This window comes from Rhizobium sp. TH135 (assembly GCF_002855515.1).
Lineage (GTDB): Bacteria > Pseudomonadota > Alphaproteobacteria > Rhizobiales > Rhizobiaceae > Allorhizobium.
In genome coordinates, this window is sequence record NZ_PKRP01000003.1 from 734,614 (window position 1) to 749,918 (window position 15,305).

Here is a 15,305-nt window from a genome sequence, read left to right on the forward strand (position 1 = left end):
CCCTTCCCCGTAAACCACCGGAATTTCCAGCTTACGTCGCGAAAGGCCCCGTGATGGCAGACGATCTGTTCCCAATTGGCGAAGACCTGACTCCCTATCGCAAGATCACGTCAGACTATGTCTCCATCGAGACCTTCAAGGGTCAGGAGATCCTGACGGTCGAACCTGAAGGCTTGCGCCTTCTCGCCGAAACCGCACTCTCGGATATCAACCACCTCCTGCGCCCCGGCCATCTGAAGCAGCTCGCCTCGATCCTCGAAGACCCCGAGGCCACCGACAACGACCGCTTCGTCGCCTTCGACCTCTTGAAGAATGCCAACATCGCCGCGGGCGGCATCCTGCCGATGTGCCAGGACACTGGCACCGCGATCGTCATGGGCAAGAAGGGCCGCCGCGTCTGGACCGACGGACAGGACTACGCAGCACTGGCCGAAGGCGTGCGTGACGCCTATGAGCGCCGCAACCTGCGCTACTCGCAGCTCGCCCCGATCAAGATGTTCGAGGAAAAGAACACCAAGACCAACCTGCCGGCCCAGATCGACCTCTATGAAGAGGGCGAGGACGCCTACAAGTTCCTGTTCATGGCCAAGGGCGGCGGCTCGGCCAACAAGACCTTCCTCTATCAGGGCACTCCATCGCTTCTGACCCATGACCGCATGATCGACTTCCTCAAGGAGAAGATCCTCACCTTGGGTACGGCAGCCTGCCCCCCCTACCATCTGGCGATCGTCATCGGCGGCCTATCCGCCGAGATGACGCTGAAGACCGTCAAGCTCGCCTCCGCACGCTATCTGGACGATCTGCCGACCGAAGGCTCGGAGAGCGGCCACGCCTTCCGCGACATCGAGATGGAAAAGGAAATCCACAAGCTAACGCAGTCGATGGGTGTCGGCGCGCAGTTCGGCGGCAAGTACTTCTGTCACGACGTGCGTGTCATCCGCCTGCCCCGCCACGGCGCGTCGCTGCCGATCGGCCTCGGTGTCAGCTGTTCCGCCGACCGCCAGGCCAAGGGCAAGATCACCCGGGACGGCATCTATATCGAGCAGCTGGAGACCGACCCGTCGAAATACATGCCCGAGATCGACGACACGGCGCTCTCCTCGTCGGTCGTCAAGATCGATCTGAACCAGCCGATGAGCGCAATCCTGGCGGAATTGACCAAGCACCCGGTCAAGACGCGCCTGTCGCTCACAGGCACGATCATCGTGGCGCGCGACCTCGCCCATTCGAAGATCCGCGATCGCCTGGAAAAGGGCGAAGGCATGCCCGAATACATGAAGAACCATCCGGTCTATTACGCCGGCCCTGCCAAGACCCCGACCGGCTACGCCTCCGGCTCCTTCGGCCCGACGACCGCCGGCCGCATGGACAGCTATGTCGACCAGTTCCAGTCCTTCGGCGGCTCGATGGTCATGCTTGCCAAGGGCAACAGGTCGCGCGCCGTGCGTGAGGCCTGCAAGACCCATGGCGGCTTCTATCTCGGCTCGATCGGCGGTCCGGCCGCCCGTCTGGCGCAGGACTGCATCAAGAAGGTCGACGTCCTGGAATATCCTGAACTTGGAATGGAAGCAGTCTGGAAGATCGAGGTCGAAGACTTCCCCGCCTTCATCGTCACAGACGACAAGGGCAATGATTTCTTCCAGGAATTCAATCTCGGCTGAGTTTTCTTGCAGCCAAACGAACTGCCGTTGCGGAAGGCATTTTCCGCAACGGCGATTATTCCTTATTTCGCAGATACTTATCAAAAAAGAGCGATTGCCGCTCATTTCGCACCGACAAATTGTCGTTGCGCGAACATTAAACATTTTCCAATCATTTGCCTGTAATTTTTCTTATGGCCTTTGAAGGCCTTGACTGAGCGACCACTGGAGTTGGCCGAATGAGCACGGCGACACCGCCGAAGACGCAGGCACCTGACGTCGCGGCACAGATCACCTACGCGATGCGCTCGATGGGGGTTGCCCCAATCCCGCGCAATTACGAGCTGTTCTACGAAGCCTTCATCGGCTCCAATCCATCTCTCACCCGGGAACTGGCAGCGCTCGGCAGCCGTGCGACGCAAGATGAGCTGGATGCCGTCGGCGAACAGTATTTTGCCGCCCACCAGTCCAAAGCCATCGAAAACGTCCACAGCAAGCTGATCGGCGAACTGGACGGGCTGCTGCGACTTCTGCAGCAGGAGCAGAACTCCCTGCAGAGCTACAACCGCCTGCTCGGCGAAACCTATCACCGGATCAATTCGAAGAGCACCAACAGCGCCGACATCCTGCGCAGCGCCATCAACATCCTGACCGAAGCCACCGGCTCCACCATGGCCCATGGCGAGGAGACGGTCGTGCAGATGTCGCAGCGCTCCCAGGAAATGGACGAGGTTCGCCGCGAACTCGACGAATACAAGCGCATCGCCAACACCGATTCGCTCACCCGCATCGCCAACCGCCGGGCCTTCGACGAAAAGCTTGCAACGATCTACACCAGTGGCACCAAGCCGCTTGCGGCACTGGTTCTGGCAGACATCGACAATTTCAAGAAGGTCAATGACGCCTACGGTCATCCCGTTGGCGACAAGATCCTCGCAACGGTCGCAACCGTGATCCGCGCCAATGTCCGAAAGGACAGCTTCGTGGCACGGACGGGCGGCGAAGAGTTTGCCATCATCATCGAAGGCAACACGGCGGACGAAATCTACCAGACCTGCGAGCGCGTCCGCATTGCGCTCGAGACCACGCCGTTCAAGAATTCCAAGACCGGCGTAAACTACGGGCCGATCACCATCTCGCTCGGCTTTGCAATGGCACCCGACGCCGAAGACGCCGGTGAACTCTATGCCAAGTCGGACATCGCGCTCTATTGCGCCAAAAATGCCGGCCGCAATCGCACCAAGCCTTATGAAGACGGGATGAAGAAGGACTTCAACAAAAGCTGGCTGATCTACAAGCGCTGAACCGGCGCGGTCACCACATGGTCTTGGCGGCCCGTTCGGGCCATTCCCGGTCATAAGTTTCTCGGTCGAAGTCCTCTTTCGCTGCTTTCAGCATTTCGCCGGGAGTCGGCAGCGAATCGGCCGCGATGTGCTTCTCGACATCCCACAATTCCGCCCGCATGACGGCCCGCGCACATTGGAAATAGGCTTCGTCGATCGTGATCACGATGACGCTGCGTGGATGACGGCCGTCCATCTCGAAGCTTTGCAGAAGATCAGGCGCTACCGACACAACGGCGCGGCCGTTGATGCGCATCACGCTGTTTGAGCCGGGGATAAGAAACATCAGGGCCACGCGCGGATCACGCACGATATTCATGAGCGAATCGACCCGATTGTTGCCGCGCCAATCCGGCAAAGCGAGCGTCCGGTCATCTTCGACCCTCACCACTGTCCCGCGATCGCCGCGCGGCGAGCAGTCCAGCCCCTCCGGCCCGACGGTCGCAAGGGCTACAAAGGGAGACATGTCGATCATCCGCCGATAGGCCGGCGTCAGAGCTCGCGTCACCTTGGCGGTCGACGCTTCACTCACCGCGCCATAGATCGCCGTCAAATCGTCCACGGATGTGATGATCGTCATTGCCGCACTCTCCTCTTTCCGGTTCTGAACACTATCCAGCAACCCGGGTTAGGCAAGGGCGATGACGCTTCTATGACACCCGGCGATCAACCTGGGCCGACGCATCTGCCCCAGCGAGGAAGGACGCGACCGCAGCGATCACCTCGGGCGCACTGACGATCCGCCGGTGGCCGTGGCCATTGGCCCAGAGATGCCGGACATGCGGCGACACGCCGATATAGCGTTGAGCGTGACCGACATTGACTTCCTTGTCGTCCTCGGCATGAACCACCAGCAAGGGCCGATCGATGCGGCGCGCCACACTGACGCCATCGAGGTCCTCGACCTGCGCCCCGACCAGTTCCATCGCCCGATTGCGCATGGCTCCAACGCTACCGCGCCCAAGGCCGACCATGGAGGCGAAACCGTTGAACACCTCTCCCATGCTCGACGGCGAACCGATCAGAGCGATCCGGGCGGCCTGCAGTGGCTTCAGTTCCGGAAAGACAGAGCCAGCGGCCATCATCACGGCTGCGCCGCCGAAGGAGTGACCGACCACACCGTCGAAACGGCCAAAATGGCGCTCGGCAGCGACGATGGCCTCAGCGGCAATCCTGAGGTCCAGCCGCCGCCCGCTAGACGCCCCGTGACCCGGCAGATCGAGAACGACGACCTCCGCACCCGTCTGGCGAAGCCCGAGCGCCAGATCGGACAGGTACTCGGCACGTGATCCCCAGCCATGCACCACCAGGATCCGGTGCCCATTCTTGCCAACGGTCTCAGTTGGCAAAAGATGGGCCGCGGCCATCCCGCGCGACAGCGCAAGCCGCACCGTCTGCGCCTGCCGCAATCGATTGCGCCCCACCATGAAGACCTGTTTCGCCTTGGCGCCTTTCGGTCGTCGGCTCGGCGTTCGACAGAAAAGCTCGAAGGCGATACGACCGGCAAGCGCAGGTGACGCCTTCTCGAGCTGCGCGAAAGCCAGGCGGGTGACCTTGAGAGGAAAGGATGGCATAGTCAGAATCCCATCGAATGTTCAATGCTGAACAATAAAGTACAAGAATGAACAAAAAGCAAGCCTTCCCCTGGGACCATCCCCGTTTTCGCAGCTGGATCTCAGTCGCACGTGCCTGCCAGTTGATGCAGCAAGCTTTGGGCCGCGCTCTGGTGCCGCTCGACATCAAGCCGCCGCATCTCGATATTCTGGTCAATCTCTATCGTTTCGAGGGAATCTCGCAGCAGGAACTCGCTCGCAAGCTGCTCGTCGGTCGCTCCAATATGAGCATGTTGCTGCCCCAGATGGAAAAACGTGGACTGCTCGAGCGGCGACCAGACCCAAAGGACAAGCGCATTCTCAGGCTTTCCCTGACGGACGAAGGACGAGCGCTCAGCGAAAAGGCGATGCGTATTCAGACGGATCTCATCGAGCGCACCCTGTCGGCGACGCCGATCGAGGACTGCCAGCGTCTCGCAGACAACATGGATCTGCTGATCCAGCGCATGCTGTCATCGGATGAAATGGGGGATCTGGAAGTCAGCGAGGATCGCGGCTGAGACGCTTTTCGGCAAGTTCTGCCTCGTAGGCGGCGAACTTTTCACCGCCGCTCTCGCCAAGCTCACGGAGATAAAGCCATGTGAAGATGCCGGTGTCGTGACCGTCATCAAAGCCGATGCGAACGGCATAATTGCCCGTCGGCGTCATCTGGCGGATGCCGACATTGCGCTTGCCGGGCACCGTGACCTTCTGCCCAGGCCCATGCCCCTGGACCTCCGCCGATGGCGAAAGCACACGCAGCATTTCCGCCGGAAGCGAGGCGACAACGCCGTCGTTGAAGGTCACCGTCAGCAGACGGCGATCTTTGGACACCTTCAATTCGCTCGGCCAGATCTCACTCATGGGGCACTCGTCTCTTCCGTTTGGCTGCAGCAGACCTAGGGCGATCACGGTCTGTTTGCAATCCAATTTCAAGTCGACAGTCGATGTCAGCTTGACGCTTAAAGGGCTTGACCCCACATTGGATCAAACGAACAGGAGGAACCTGTTGGACCATACCCCCGCCAATTGGCGCAATGCCGAGCCGCTCGTGGACCGAGCCGCACCGATGATCGACCCCTTCGGACGGGCCGTCACCTACCTGCGCGTCTCCGTCACGGATCGATGCGATTTCCGCTGCACCTATTGCATGGCGGAAAACATGACCTTCCTGCCGAAAAAGGACCTTCTTACACTGGAAGAACTCGAACGGCTCTGTTCCGCCTTCATCGCCAAAGGCGTTCGCAAGCTGCGCCTCACCGGTGGCGAACCTCTGGTCCGCAAGAACATCATGCATCTGGTCCGTGGCCTCTCGCGCCACATCGGAAGCGGCCTCGACGAACTGACGCTGACGACCAATGGCTCGCAGCTTGCTCGGAATGCGGCCGAACTCGCCGACTGCGGCGTCCGCCGCATCAACGTATCGATCGACACGCTCGATCCAGTGAAGTTCAAGACGATCACCCGCTGGGGCGAGCTCGATAAGGTCATGGAAGGCATCCGCGCCGCCCAGGCGGCGGGCATCCACGTGAAGCTGAACGCCGTCGCGCTGAAGGATTTCAACGAGCACGAGATCCCGGATCTGATGCGTTTCGCTCATGGCGAAGGCATGGACCTGACCCTCATTGAGACCATGCCGATGGGCGAGACGGACGAAGACCGGACGGACCAATACCTGCCGCTCTCACTGGTTCGCCAACGGCTCGAAGAACAGTTCACCCTCGACGACATCCCCTATCGCACCGGTGGCCCGGCGCGTTATGTCGAGGTGCGCGAAACCGGCGGCCGCCTAGGCTTCATCACCCCCCTCACCCACAATTTCTGTGAGAGCTGCAACCGCGTGCGCCTGACCTGCACGGGCACGCTTTACATGTGTCTTGGTCAGGACGATGCCGCTGACCTGCGCACCGCACTTCGCGCCTCGGATGACGATGCCTATCTGTCAGCAGCCATCGACGAAGCCATTTCGCGTAAGCCCAAGGGCCACGACTTCATCATCGATCGCAACCACCGCAAGCCGGCCGTTGCACGCCATATGAGCGTAACCGGCGGCTGATCGCCGCCGGTTGTTTCCTTTGGTTCAAGCCGAACGACGATAGGTCTGCGTCTCTGCGCGCTGAGTGTCGGTGCGGAACCGCGAGATCTTGTGCATCAGGATATCGACGCGCTGGCGAAGTCCCTGGATCTCGGCATTGTTCTCCTCGACCATGGCCGCGTTCTGCTGCGTGATCAGCTCGACGTCGCGCACGGCAGATGTCACTTCGCTGATGCCGGTCGACTGCTCTCGGGTCGCTGCGGAGATGCGTTCGACAAGCGCCTGAACCTCCTCGACCTGATCGATGATCGACTGCAGCGCGGCCCCGGTGTTTTCGACCAGTTCGACACCCGATTTGACCTGACCGCCACTGACGGAGATCAGAGTCTTGATCTCCTTGGCCGCATTAGCGCAGCGCTGGGCGAGATCACGGACCTCCTGAGCAACCACCGCAAAACCACGACCGGCCTCACCAGCGCGTGCCGCCTCGACACCCGCGTTGAGTGCCAGAAGGTTGGTCTGGAAGGCGATCTCATCGATAACGCCGATGATCGTCGAGATTTTCTCCGAGGAACGGCTGATCTCGGCCATGGCCTCGACGGCCCTTTTGACCACCACGCCAGACTGCCGCGCATGATCGCGGGCGGACTGGACCGACTGGGCGGTGCGCCCTGCCCCATCTGCCGTCGAGCGCACGACATCGCTCAAGTGTGAGAGCGCACGCACGCTCTCCTCGAGTGCTGCCGCCTGCTGTTCGGTGCGGCGTGCCAGATCATCGGCGGAAACCGCAAGATTTTCGGTCCCGGCATTGATGTCGACGCTGGCCGCCCGAACCTCTTCGAGCGTCGCACGCAGCGCCTCGACCGCCTGATTGTAGGTCGATGCCATGGCAACGAAATCGGCCGGCAGGTCGTCACGCATGGAAACGTTGAGCTGTCCGTTTGCGAGCGCTTCGAGCACCGAGGACAAGGCCTCGAGGGCAGAGCGCTGATCGGCCTCGACGCGGGCCCGCTCCTGGGCACGCTGTGCGCCCTCCTGCTCGGACCGCGAACGTGCCGCCTCTGCCTCCTCCTCGAGACGCCGGTTTTCAAGTGCCGCATCGCGGAAGACGGTGACCGAGCGCACCATGTCGCCAATCTCGTCACCGCGATTGCGGCCCTCGATCGGCACCGACAGATCGCCGCTGGCAAGCCTCGACATGACGCCGGTGATGCGCTTCAGCGGCGCCCGCAGCGTCTCGACCAGCATCAGGCCGCCGATGATGGCAAGCAGCGTGCCCACCACCATGGTGATGACTGAAATCGTCGCAGAACGCTCGCTGTCCTCGCGGCCGATTTCCTGGGCTTGGCTGACGAAATTGCGCAGCGATCCCATCGCGGAAGAGACAGCCGCATTGGCGGCCAGTCGCTTGTCCTGCCAGTCGCGGCCGGCATCGAGACGGGCCTGGGAGCTCTCGGTGATCGACGCCAGATGCGGCGCGATCTTCTGCGGGAAATCGCGCAGAGCACTGTTCTTGGCGCCGAGCTCGGAGATGCGGGCGGCAACCGTCTGCAGCGCCTCCACCTCACCGACGACCACTGCACGGCTCTGATCATCCAGCGTCCCCAGCATCTGCTGGACGCGGAGTTCAATCGTCGCAATGGTGAGTGCAGCGCTGTCGACGAGCGTCATCAATTCCTTCTGCTCGGCCACGAGCTTGTCGAGGTTGACGAAGCGATCGGCAGCGACATCGCTGTTCTTGGCAGCCTGCAAGGTGATCTTCTGTTCGATCTCGACGAGTTCGGCGAGCACGCGACCAAGGTCCTGCGCCCTGACATCGTCAGGCGCCGACTGACCGAGGATCGTTTCGATCTTCGCAATGGCAGCCCCAACTTCGCCGACCAGAACCTTGCCCTTGTCGGATGCGATCTCGTTGGCTTTCGCCAGATCCTTCTGCATCGGTCCGAGATAGAGTTTCGTCTCGGCAAGCTGCTCTTCAGGCGTAAAGGCCATCTGCACGCCAACGCGCAGCTTACCGAGCCGATCGAGCAAAGACTTGAAGGCCGAGGCATCGAACAGCAGCTCCTTGGCGAAGCGCTCCTTGCCGGCGAGATCGTCGCGGACAAAATCGACCTGTTTGACGATCTGCTGGCTCTCCGCCTGCAAGGCAGCGACGGCGGCGGTCAGGCCGGCATCCAGCTCTTCACGGGTCGTCTTGCTCGCCCAGAGAGCCGCTGTCTGGTCGCGCATCTGAGCCGGCAATCCGGTCAAGGCCGACAGATCGCCCGACTGGGCCTGCTTCGCGAGCACGCCGTTGAGGACATTGAGCCCCTTCTCCTGACCATCGATCGCGGCAAGAAGAGCCTCCCTGCTCGCATCGGTCGGATCGAGGCTGAATTCCTGCAGGCCCTGCTGCAGCGTTTCCAAGTCGCTGATATTGCCGATGGTGGCACGGGTAACGGTCATATGGCCGTTGAGAGTGGTGGCAGTCCAATAGCCCAGAAGGCCGACACCGGCCATGAGCAGAACGAGAGGAACAACGAAAAGCAATACCTTGGTGACGATCCTGCGACTTTGCAGGAGGCGATCAATAAAACTCATAAGACCCTCGGAGAGGTCGATGTCCTGCGAGATCATCGCGCAGGGTCGAAGGAACGGAACCACCTCATGCAGCGCCGGATCAGAGCTTGTCGACCGGAGTTTGAACAAAGGTTAATCGCCGACCGCGTTTTTGGCACTGCAGCATCGTTTCAGGCGCGGAACATCCGAATTACGGTTTCTCGCGCATGCCGCTTGGTTTAGAACCGGGCCACACGCACGGGAATCGAGCATGGCATTATCCGAGAACACCCGAGGCGCCCTTCTGATGGCGATCTCGATGGCTGGCTTCACATTCAACGACGCCCTGACGAAATCGGTAACCGCGGAACTGACCGTAGCGCAGATCATGTTCGTGCGCGGCGCCTTTACGGCTCTTCTGGTCTATATCGTCGCCCGGCGCATGGGCGCGCTCGATCACATCAGAAACATCCTGCAGCCGTTGATACTGGTTCGAATCGTGCTGGAAACCATCGCCGCCGTCGCCTTCCTGGCAGCACTCGGCCAGGTGCCGCTCGCCAATGCTTCGGCGATCCTGCAGTCGCTGCCGCTGGCGGTAACCCTGGGTGCGGCGCTGTTCTACAAGGAACCCGTCGGCTGGCGGCGCTGGACCGCGATCGGTCTCGGCTTCATCGGCGTCCTCGTCATCATTCAGCCGGGGCCTGAAGGCTTCACGCTTGCCTCAGTCTACATCGTGCTCTGCGTGATCACGGCCGCCGGGCGCGATCTCGTCACCCGCCGCATCGATCCCAACATCTCGTCGCTGACGGTGACGCTGTTCACAGCTGCCTCCATCTCCTTTGCCGGCCTCCTCTTGATCCCCGTCTTTGGCGGCTGGCAGCCGATGTCTGGCAGCGCACTCGGCCGGCTGGCCTTTGCCTCGATCTTTCTCTTCGCCGGTTACCAGGCCATCATCATGGCGATGCGCACGGGCGAGATCTCCTTCATCGCACCCTTCCGCTACACGAGCCTGCTTTGGGCGGTGCTTCTCGGCATGCTGTTCTTCAACGAAACGCCGGATGTCTGGATGGTCGTAGGCTCAACCATTGTCATCGGCTCCGGCCTCTACACATTCTATCGCGAGAGCAAGAAGAAGGCGGCACTCGCCCGCCGCGCCGATCCGGCCTCTCCCGGCTGATCTAGGCCAGCGCCCAAGGACACGAACGCGTGCAGCAAGTTTCCCGCTTCTTCGACAGGACCACGGCCCCGCACATCCTCACCCTTGTGGCGATCGCGGGCCTCTCGGCGCTGACGATGAACATCTTCCTTCCGGCACTGCCGGCGATGGCGGCCGATCTGGGCGTGGACTACGACCGCGTGCAGGTCCTGGTCTCCGGCTACATCGCGATGACGGCCCTCGTCCAGCTGGTCATCGGCCCTCTGTCGGACCGCTACGGGCGTCGACCGGTGATGCTCGGCGCACTCTGCATCCTGATCCTTGCCTCCCTCGTCTGTGTGGTCGCGACCTCGATCGAAGTCCTGACGATCGCGCGCATGGTCCAGACGGCCGTCGTTGCCGGACTGGTTCTGTCCCGCGCCATCATCCGCGACATGGTGCCGATGGAGGAAGCAGCCTCAATGATCGGTTACGTCACCATGGGCATGACGTTGATCCCGATGATCGGTCCGACGCTTGGCGGCCTGCTCAGCGACAGCTTTGGCTGGCGCTCAAACTTCGTGGCAATCCTCGTTGCGGCAATCCTGGTGCTTCTGCTCGTCTACCGGGATCTTGGCGAGACGAACCGCCAGAAAAGCGGCAGCTTTTCGCAGCAATTCCGGGCTTGGCCGCGCCTCCTCGCCTCGCCGCGCTTCTGGGGCTATACCATGGCCGGCACCTTCACCTCAGGCGCCTTCTTCGCCTTTCTCGGTGGTGCGCCCTTCGTCGGCGGCACGCTGATGGGCCTGACACCGAGCGTGCTTGGCCTGCAATTCATGTTCATCGCCGCCGGCTACATTGCCGGCAACTACCTCTCGGGCCGGTTTGCAAGGCGCGCCGGCATCGACATGATGATGCTGGTGGGCGGCATCGTTGCACTGGTGGGCGCGGCAGTCCCCATTCTCTTTTTCCTCCAGGGCTTCGTGTCGTCGATTGCCTTCTTCGCCCCCCAGGTCGTTGTTGGCTTCGGCAATGGCCTGTCTCTGCCGAGCACCAATGCCGGCATCGTCAGCGTCCGCCCCGAGCTTGCCGGCTCGGCCTCCGGTTTGGGCGGCGCCATCACCATGGGCGGAGGCGCCTTCGTCTCCTGGCTGGCCTCCCGCATCCTGTCGGTCGAGACGGGAGCCATGCCGCTGCTGCTGGTCATGCTTGCCTGCTGTGTGCTGGCGCTGATCGCCGTGATCTTCCTGCGGTTCGCGCCGGGTGAAGAGCGGTGAACACATGAACCCGGACGCTCGCCCTCCCGCAGTCATCCTCGCAGGCGGCCTATCCCGGCGGATGGGCACGGACAAGGCAATCATTGAGCTCGGTGGAACACCCCTTGCGCTGCACATCGCACGGCGCTTGGAGCCGCAGGTCTCCACGGTCGTTCTCAACGCACCGCTCGACCATCCACTTGCCGGCACCCTGACTTTGCTCCCGGATACGAAGCCGGATCGGCCGGGTCCGCTCGCCGGTGTGCTCGCCGGTCTGAGGGCCTGCACGGAGGATGGAGAAGCGCCCACCCATATTCTGACCACGCCCTGCGACACGCCTTTCCTGCCCCGCGACCTCGTCACCCGCCTCGCAGAACAGGCCGACAGCGGCACGATCGTGATGGCAGCCTGTGCCGGTCGCGCGCATCCCGTCACCGCTCTCTGGCCGCTATCGCTGGCAGACGACCTCGACAGATGGCTGGATGATCCAGATCATCGCCGTGTCTTCGATTTCGTCGCCCGTCACCCCTCAAGAACGGTCGAATTTGCGCTCCTGGATGGCCCGTCAGGACCCGTCGATCCCTTCTTCAACATCAACACGCCAGAGGATCTGGCGCTTGCCGCCACTCTTCTCGAACGAGGTGACTTGTGACGACCAGCCCCCGCATTTTCGGCATCGCCGGCTGGAAGAATTCCGGCAAGACGGGGCTCGCCGTGCGTCTGGTCGAGGAGTTCACCAGACGCGGATATCGGATCTCGACCATAAAGCACGCCCATCATGACTTCGACATCGATAAGGTCGGAGCGGATAGCTATCGCCACCGCGAGGCAGGCGCCCACGAGGTGGTCATCGTCTCGGGCACTCGCTACGCCATCATGCATGAACTGCGCGGTGCGCCTGAGCCGAGCTTCGACAAGATCCTCTCCCGCATCGGTCCCTGCGACCTGGTGTTGATTGAAGGCTACAAGCGCGAACCGGTGCCGAAGATCGAGGCCCGCAGGCAGGCCGCGAACAATCGGGAGCCACTAGCGCCGACCGATCCGCATATCCGCGCAATCGCAGCCGACCATGCCGTGACGGACACGGATCTGCCGGTCTTCGATCTCGACGACACCGCGGCGATTGCGGACTTCATCGCCCAGGTCACGCAACTCCCTCCCAAGCACTGAAGCCAACCAGAACGAAAAAAGGGCCGCCGGATTTCTCCGGCGGCCCTTTTACTTGGGTTCTCGTGATCAGTCGTTGCTCGACACGCCGGCCGGGCGGACCAGCGTGGTCACGCGGCGGATGGCGACGCGGCGGTTCTGCTGTTCGGCTGCTTCCGTGCGGATCTTCAGGAAGCGCTCGCCGTAACCCTGGACCGACATGTTTTCCGGCGGGATGCCGTAAACTTCGGTCAGGAGGTTGGCTACGGTTTCCGCACGCTGGTCGGAAAGCACGAGGTTCGAACGATCCGAACCGACGGCATCCGTATGGCCTTCGATCAGGAAGACCTCGCCCGGATCCTTTTCAAGCAGCTGCTCCATCGCCTGCGCAACCTTACGCAGGGTACGAGCCTGCTCCAGCGGCACCTCGGCAGAACCCGACGGGAAGGTGATCGTATCGAGATCGATACGACGAACCTTGTCGCGGATACGGGCCGACGACTTCACTTCGTCGATCGAATAGACGCGCTCGACACGCTCGACCGGCGGGCGGGCGAGGAAGTCGTAGTAGTCACGATCCGGCGAACGCGTCGTGCTGACGATGTAGTCGTCGACCGGGATGGTCAGACGCATCGGCGGCAGGGACAGACCGACATCGACATACATGGTCGGACGTTCGCTGTCAGCTTCCGGCGAATACATCAGGACGTATTCACGACCGCGCGGCGATATGCGCGAGCGAATGATGACGTCGCCGTAGCGATTGTAGACCGTGACCAGCTTGCTGCCGTCGGCACGTTCGATGGTCTCACGTGTACGGCCACGCGGGAGCTGCTCGTAGTAAGTCTCTTCCGCATCGTAGCGCAGACGCTGACGATCATCGCCGCGAACGATGATCCGGTTGCCGACATTGATGACTGTCCGGTTGTCGATCTGCTCGACGACACGGACTTCCGTGACCTGATTGACCACGTTGTTCTGCACGATCGTGTTGTTGGTGACGTTATTGGTCACGTTGTTCGTGACATTGTTGGTCACCGTGCTGTTCGACACGTTGTTGGTCACAGAGGTCGGCACTTCGAAGGTCGGCGCAGCATCGAGCGTCGTACCCTCTTCGGCGATCGTTGCCTGCATCGTCTCCTGGTCGGCGGCCGTCGTTTCGACCTGAGCCTCAGCATCGCTTTCCGGCGGAGGAGCGACGTCTTCCTGGGCACGCAGTTCGTTGCGCTGCTCGCGCACACCCTCGCCGCCTGAATTGTCGGCATCCTTGTCGCTGTCGAGGACGGCAGCACCGTTTTCAACCGGCAGAACGACCGTCTCGGACGTCTGGGACGGATCCTCGGCGATGGCTTCCTTCTCTTCGGTCGTGCGGGTGTCGGTGATCTCCTGCACCGGCTGATCGGCCGGCGGTTCTACGGCAGGAACGAGAACCTGCTCGCCTTCCGGCTGGGCTTCGGCGGGCACTTCTTCACCGGTTGCCTGCTCTTCCGCGGGCTGCTCGTCGGTCGGCTGTTCAGCCTGATCGGCAGGCACTTCGCCTTCCGTTGTGGGCTCTTCGCCAGCGGCGTCCTGACCGGGGCGCAGTTCTTCCTCAGCCGCGGGAGCCTGCTCTTCGGTCTGCTCGGGTGCAGCCTCTTCCTCAGACGGCTGCTGTTCTTCAGCGGGCTGCTCTTCGGTTGGCTGTTCTTCGGCCGGCTGCTCCTCTTCGGTCGGCTGCGGTGCCGGAGGCGCGCACTCGTCCTCGGAGGCTGCCCGCGAACCATCGGCGCAGGTCACGGCCTGCGGTTCCTCGACCGGCTGCGTTTCTTCAGCCTGCTGCTGAGCTTCGGCTTCTGCTTCCGCAGCACGCTGGGCTTCCGCTTCGGCCTCGGCTGCGCGCTGGGCTTCGGCTTCTGCTTCGGCCTGCTGCTGAGCTTCCGCTTCAGCGGCGCGCTGTGCCTCGGCCTCTGCTTCCGCAGCGCGTTGGGCTTCGGCTTCTGCCTCGGCGGCACGCTGAGCCTCTGCCTCGGCTTCCGCCTGCTGCTGGGCTTCAGCTTCAGCAGCGCGTTGAGCTTCGGCTTCCGCTTCAGCGGCACGCTGTGCTTCGGCCTCAGCTTCCGCAGCACGCTGTGCCTCGGCTTCCGCCTCGGCAGCACGCTGGGCTTCCGCTTCGGCTTCAGCCTGACGCTGCGCCTCTTCCGCAGCAGCACGCTGTGCCTCTTCCTCGGCCGCGCGCTGGGCTTCTGCTTCGGCAGCGGCCTGTGCGTCGCGGGCGGCGCAGGTTTCGGCATCGGCTGCTTCGCTACCGTCACTGCAGACCACGGCCTGGGCCAACTGGATCAGGGCCTCTTCCGCCTGGCGCGACTGATTCTGGCTCTCGCCCATGCTGCTGGTTGAAGCGATGACGGGCTGCCCCATCATCGCCACCGACAGCACGGGGATCGCAACCGTGGCCAGCAATCTATTTTTCAACATTCTTCCTGTTTCCTTCCCTACACATCGTAACCGACGGGATCCTTCGGACGATGACGTTCAATAACGAGGTCGACGACGCGTCCAGTCACTGCCGCCAAGCTAGGTTCCGCGTCATTAACCCTGCCTGAACGAGTTCGGACGTCTTTTGCTCCATAAGCCATGTTCG

General features: G+C 62.1%; 13 protein-coding genes. 8 read left to right on the forward strand and 5 right to left on the reverse strand.

The annotated features are described in order from the left end of the window. The first annotated feature begins 53 nt into the window (after window positions 1-53). Both C0V73_RS12475 and C0V73_RS12480 read left to right on the forward strand, forming a co-directional pair. Window positions 54-1,661 carry a fumarate hydratase gene (locus tag C0V73_RS12475; protein WP_102020283.1) on the forward strand — a complete coding sequence of 536 codons (1,608 nt, stop codon included), beginning with the start codon at window positions 54-56 and terminating at the stop codon, window positions 1,659-1,661. 218 nt (window positions 1,662-1,879) lie between these two features. After that, the gene (locus C0V73_RS12480) at window positions 1,880-2,944 is read left to right on the forward strand and encodes a GGDEF domain-containing protein (RefSeq protein WP_102020284.1); all 1,065 of its coding nucleotides are present in this window, start codon (window positions 1,880-1,882) and stop codon (window positions 2,942-2,944) included. 10 nt (window positions 2,945-2,954) lie between these two features. Here C0V73_RS12480 and C0V73_RS12485 read toward each other — a convergent pair whose 3' ends face one another. Both C0V73_RS12485 and C0V73_RS12490 read right to left on the reverse strand, forming a co-directional pair. Further along, complete coding sequence (locus C0V73_RS12485) at window positions 2,955-3,563, reverse strand: pyridoxamine 5'-phosphate oxidase family protein (RefSeq protein WP_102020285.1); 609 nt, start codon at window positions 3,561-3,563, stop codon at window positions 2,955-2,957. A 70-nt stretch (window positions 3,564-3,633) separates the two neighbouring features. After that, window positions 3,634-4,557, reverse strand: coding sequence for an alpha/beta hydrolase (locus C0V73_RS12490; RefSeq protein ID WP_102020286.1), 924 nt, complete (start codon window positions 4,555-4,557; stop codon window positions 3,634-3,636). Between the two features lie 47 nt (window positions 4,558-4,604). Between C0V73_RS12490 and C0V73_RS12495 the strand changes: the two genes are divergently transcribed. Beyond that, window positions 4,605-5,096, forward strand: coding sequence for a MarR family transcriptional regulator (locus tag C0V73_RS12495; protein ID WP_102020287.1), 492 nt, complete (start codon window positions 4,605-4,607; stop codon window positions 5,094-5,096). Here C0V73_RS12495 and C0V73_RS12500 read toward each other — a convergent pair. Continuing rightward, on the reverse strand, window positions 5,077-5,439 hold the full coding sequence (locus C0V73_RS12500) for a DUF971 domain-containing protein (RefSeq protein WP_102020288.1): 363 nt from the start codon (window positions 5,437-5,439) through the stop codon (window positions 5,077-5,079). The two genes, C0V73_RS12495 and C0V73_RS12500, sit on opposite strands and share 20 nt — an antisense overlap. 205 nt (window positions 5,440-5,644) lie before the next feature. Between C0V73_RS12500 and moaA the strand changes: the two genes are divergently transcribed. Further along, complete coding sequence (moaA, locus tag C0V73_RS12505; protein WP_245407962.1) at window positions 5,645-6,631, forward strand: GTP 3',8-cyclase MoaA; 987 nt, start codon at window positions 5,645-5,647, stop codon at window positions 6,629-6,631. Window positions 6,632-6,655: 24 nt separating this feature from the next. Here moaA and C0V73_RS12510 read toward each other — a convergent pair whose 3' ends face one another. Continuing rightward, window positions 6,656-9,190: a HAMP domain-containing methyl-accepting chemotaxis protein gene (locus C0V73_RS12510; RefSeq protein ID WP_172450148.1), complete on the reverse strand. Its 2,535-nt coding sequence runs from the start codon at window positions 9,188-9,190 to the stop codon at window positions 6,656-6,658. Between the two features lie 229 nt (window positions 9,191-9,419). Here C0V73_RS12510 and C0V73_RS12515 point away from each other — a divergent pair, with 229 nt between their 5' ends. From C0V73_RS12515 to mobB, 4 genes are read left to right on the forward strand one after another with little or no spacing between them, the layout of a single operon-like run. Further along, on the forward strand, window positions 9,420-10,325 hold the full coding sequence (locus C0V73_RS12515; protein ID WP_172450149.1) for a DMT family transporter: 906 nt from the start codon (window positions 9,420-9,422) through the stop codon (window positions 10,323-10,325). A 29-nt stretch (window positions 10,326-10,354) separates the two neighbouring features. Next, window positions 10,355-11,560, forward strand: coding sequence for a multidrug effflux MFS transporter (locus C0V73_RS12520; protein WP_102020292.1), 1,206 nt, complete (start codon window positions 10,355-10,357; stop codon window positions 11,558-11,560). Window positions 11,561-11,564: 4 nt separating this feature from the next. Next, window positions 11,565-12,191 carry a molybdenum cofactor guanylyltransferase MobA gene (gene mobA / locus C0V73_RS12525; RefSeq protein WP_102020293.1) on the forward strand — a complete coding sequence of 209 codons (627 nt, stop codon included), beginning with the start codon at window positions 11,565-11,567 and terminating at the stop codon, window positions 12,189-12,191. Beyond that, on the forward strand, window positions 12,188-12,709 hold the full coding sequence (gene mobB / locus C0V73_RS12530; protein ID WP_102020294.1) for a molybdopterin-guanine dinucleotide biosynthesis protein B: 522 nt from the start codon (window positions 12,188-12,190) through the stop codon (window positions 12,707-12,709). Before mobA ends, mobB begins: the two co-directional genes overlap by 4 nt. Before the next feature lie 66 nt (window positions 12,710-12,775). On the opposite strand, the gene C0V73_RS12535 is transcribed toward mobB, so the two are convergent. Further along, window positions 12,776-15,139: an OmpA family protein gene (locus C0V73_RS12535; protein ID WP_102020295.1), complete on the reverse strand. Its 2,364-nt coding sequence runs from the start codon at window positions 15,137-15,139 to the stop codon at window positions 12,776-12,778. Window positions 15,140-15,305 lie beyond the last annotated feature (166 nt).

Bases quoted from the DNA above. Each gene is read 5' to 3' on its own strand.
- C0V73_RS12535 (WP_102020295.1), bottom strand. From the start codon at position 15,139: ATGTTGAAAAATAGATTGCTGGCCACGGTTGCGATCCCCGTGCTGTCG.
- C0V73_RS12510 (WP_172450148.1), bottom strand. From the start codon at position 9,190: ATGAGTTTTATTGATCGCCTCCTGCAAAGTCGCAGGATCGTCACCAAG.
- moaA (WP_245407962.1), top strand. From the start codon at position 5,645: ATGATCGACCCCTTCGGACGGGCCGTCACCTACCTGCGCGTCTCCGTC.
- C0V73_RS12500 (WP_102020288.1), bottom strand. From the start codon at position 5,439: ATGAGTGAGATCTGGCCGAGCGAATTGAAGGTGTCCAAAGATCGCCGT.
- C0V73_RS12480 (WP_102020284.1), top strand. From the start codon at position 1,880: ATGAGCACGGCGACACCGCCGAAGACGCAGGCACCTGACGTCGCGGCA.
- C0V73_RS12485 (WP_102020285.1), bottom strand. From the start codon at position 3,563: ATGACGATCATCACATCCGTGGACGATTTGACGGCGATCTATGGCGCG.
- C0V73_RS12475 (WP_102020283.1), top strand. From the start codon at position 54: ATGGCAGACGATCTGTTCCCAATTGGCGAAGACCTGACTCCCTATCGC.
- C0V73_RS12515 (WP_172450149.1), top strand. From the start codon at position 9,420: ATGGCATTATCCGAGAACACCCGAGGCGCCCTTCTGATGGCGATCTCG.
- mobA (WP_102020293.1), top strand. From the start codon at position 11,565: ATGAACCCGGACGCTCGCCCTCCCGCAGTCATCCTCGCAGGCGGCCTA.
- C0V73_RS12490 (WP_102020286.1), bottom strand. From the start codon at position 4,557: ATGCCATCCTTTCCTCTCAAGGTCACCCGCCTGGCTTTCGCGCAGCTC.
- C0V73_RS12495 (WP_102020287.1), top strand. From the start codon at position 4,605: ATGAACAAAAAGCAAGCCTTCCCCTGGGACCATCCCCGTTTTCGCAGC.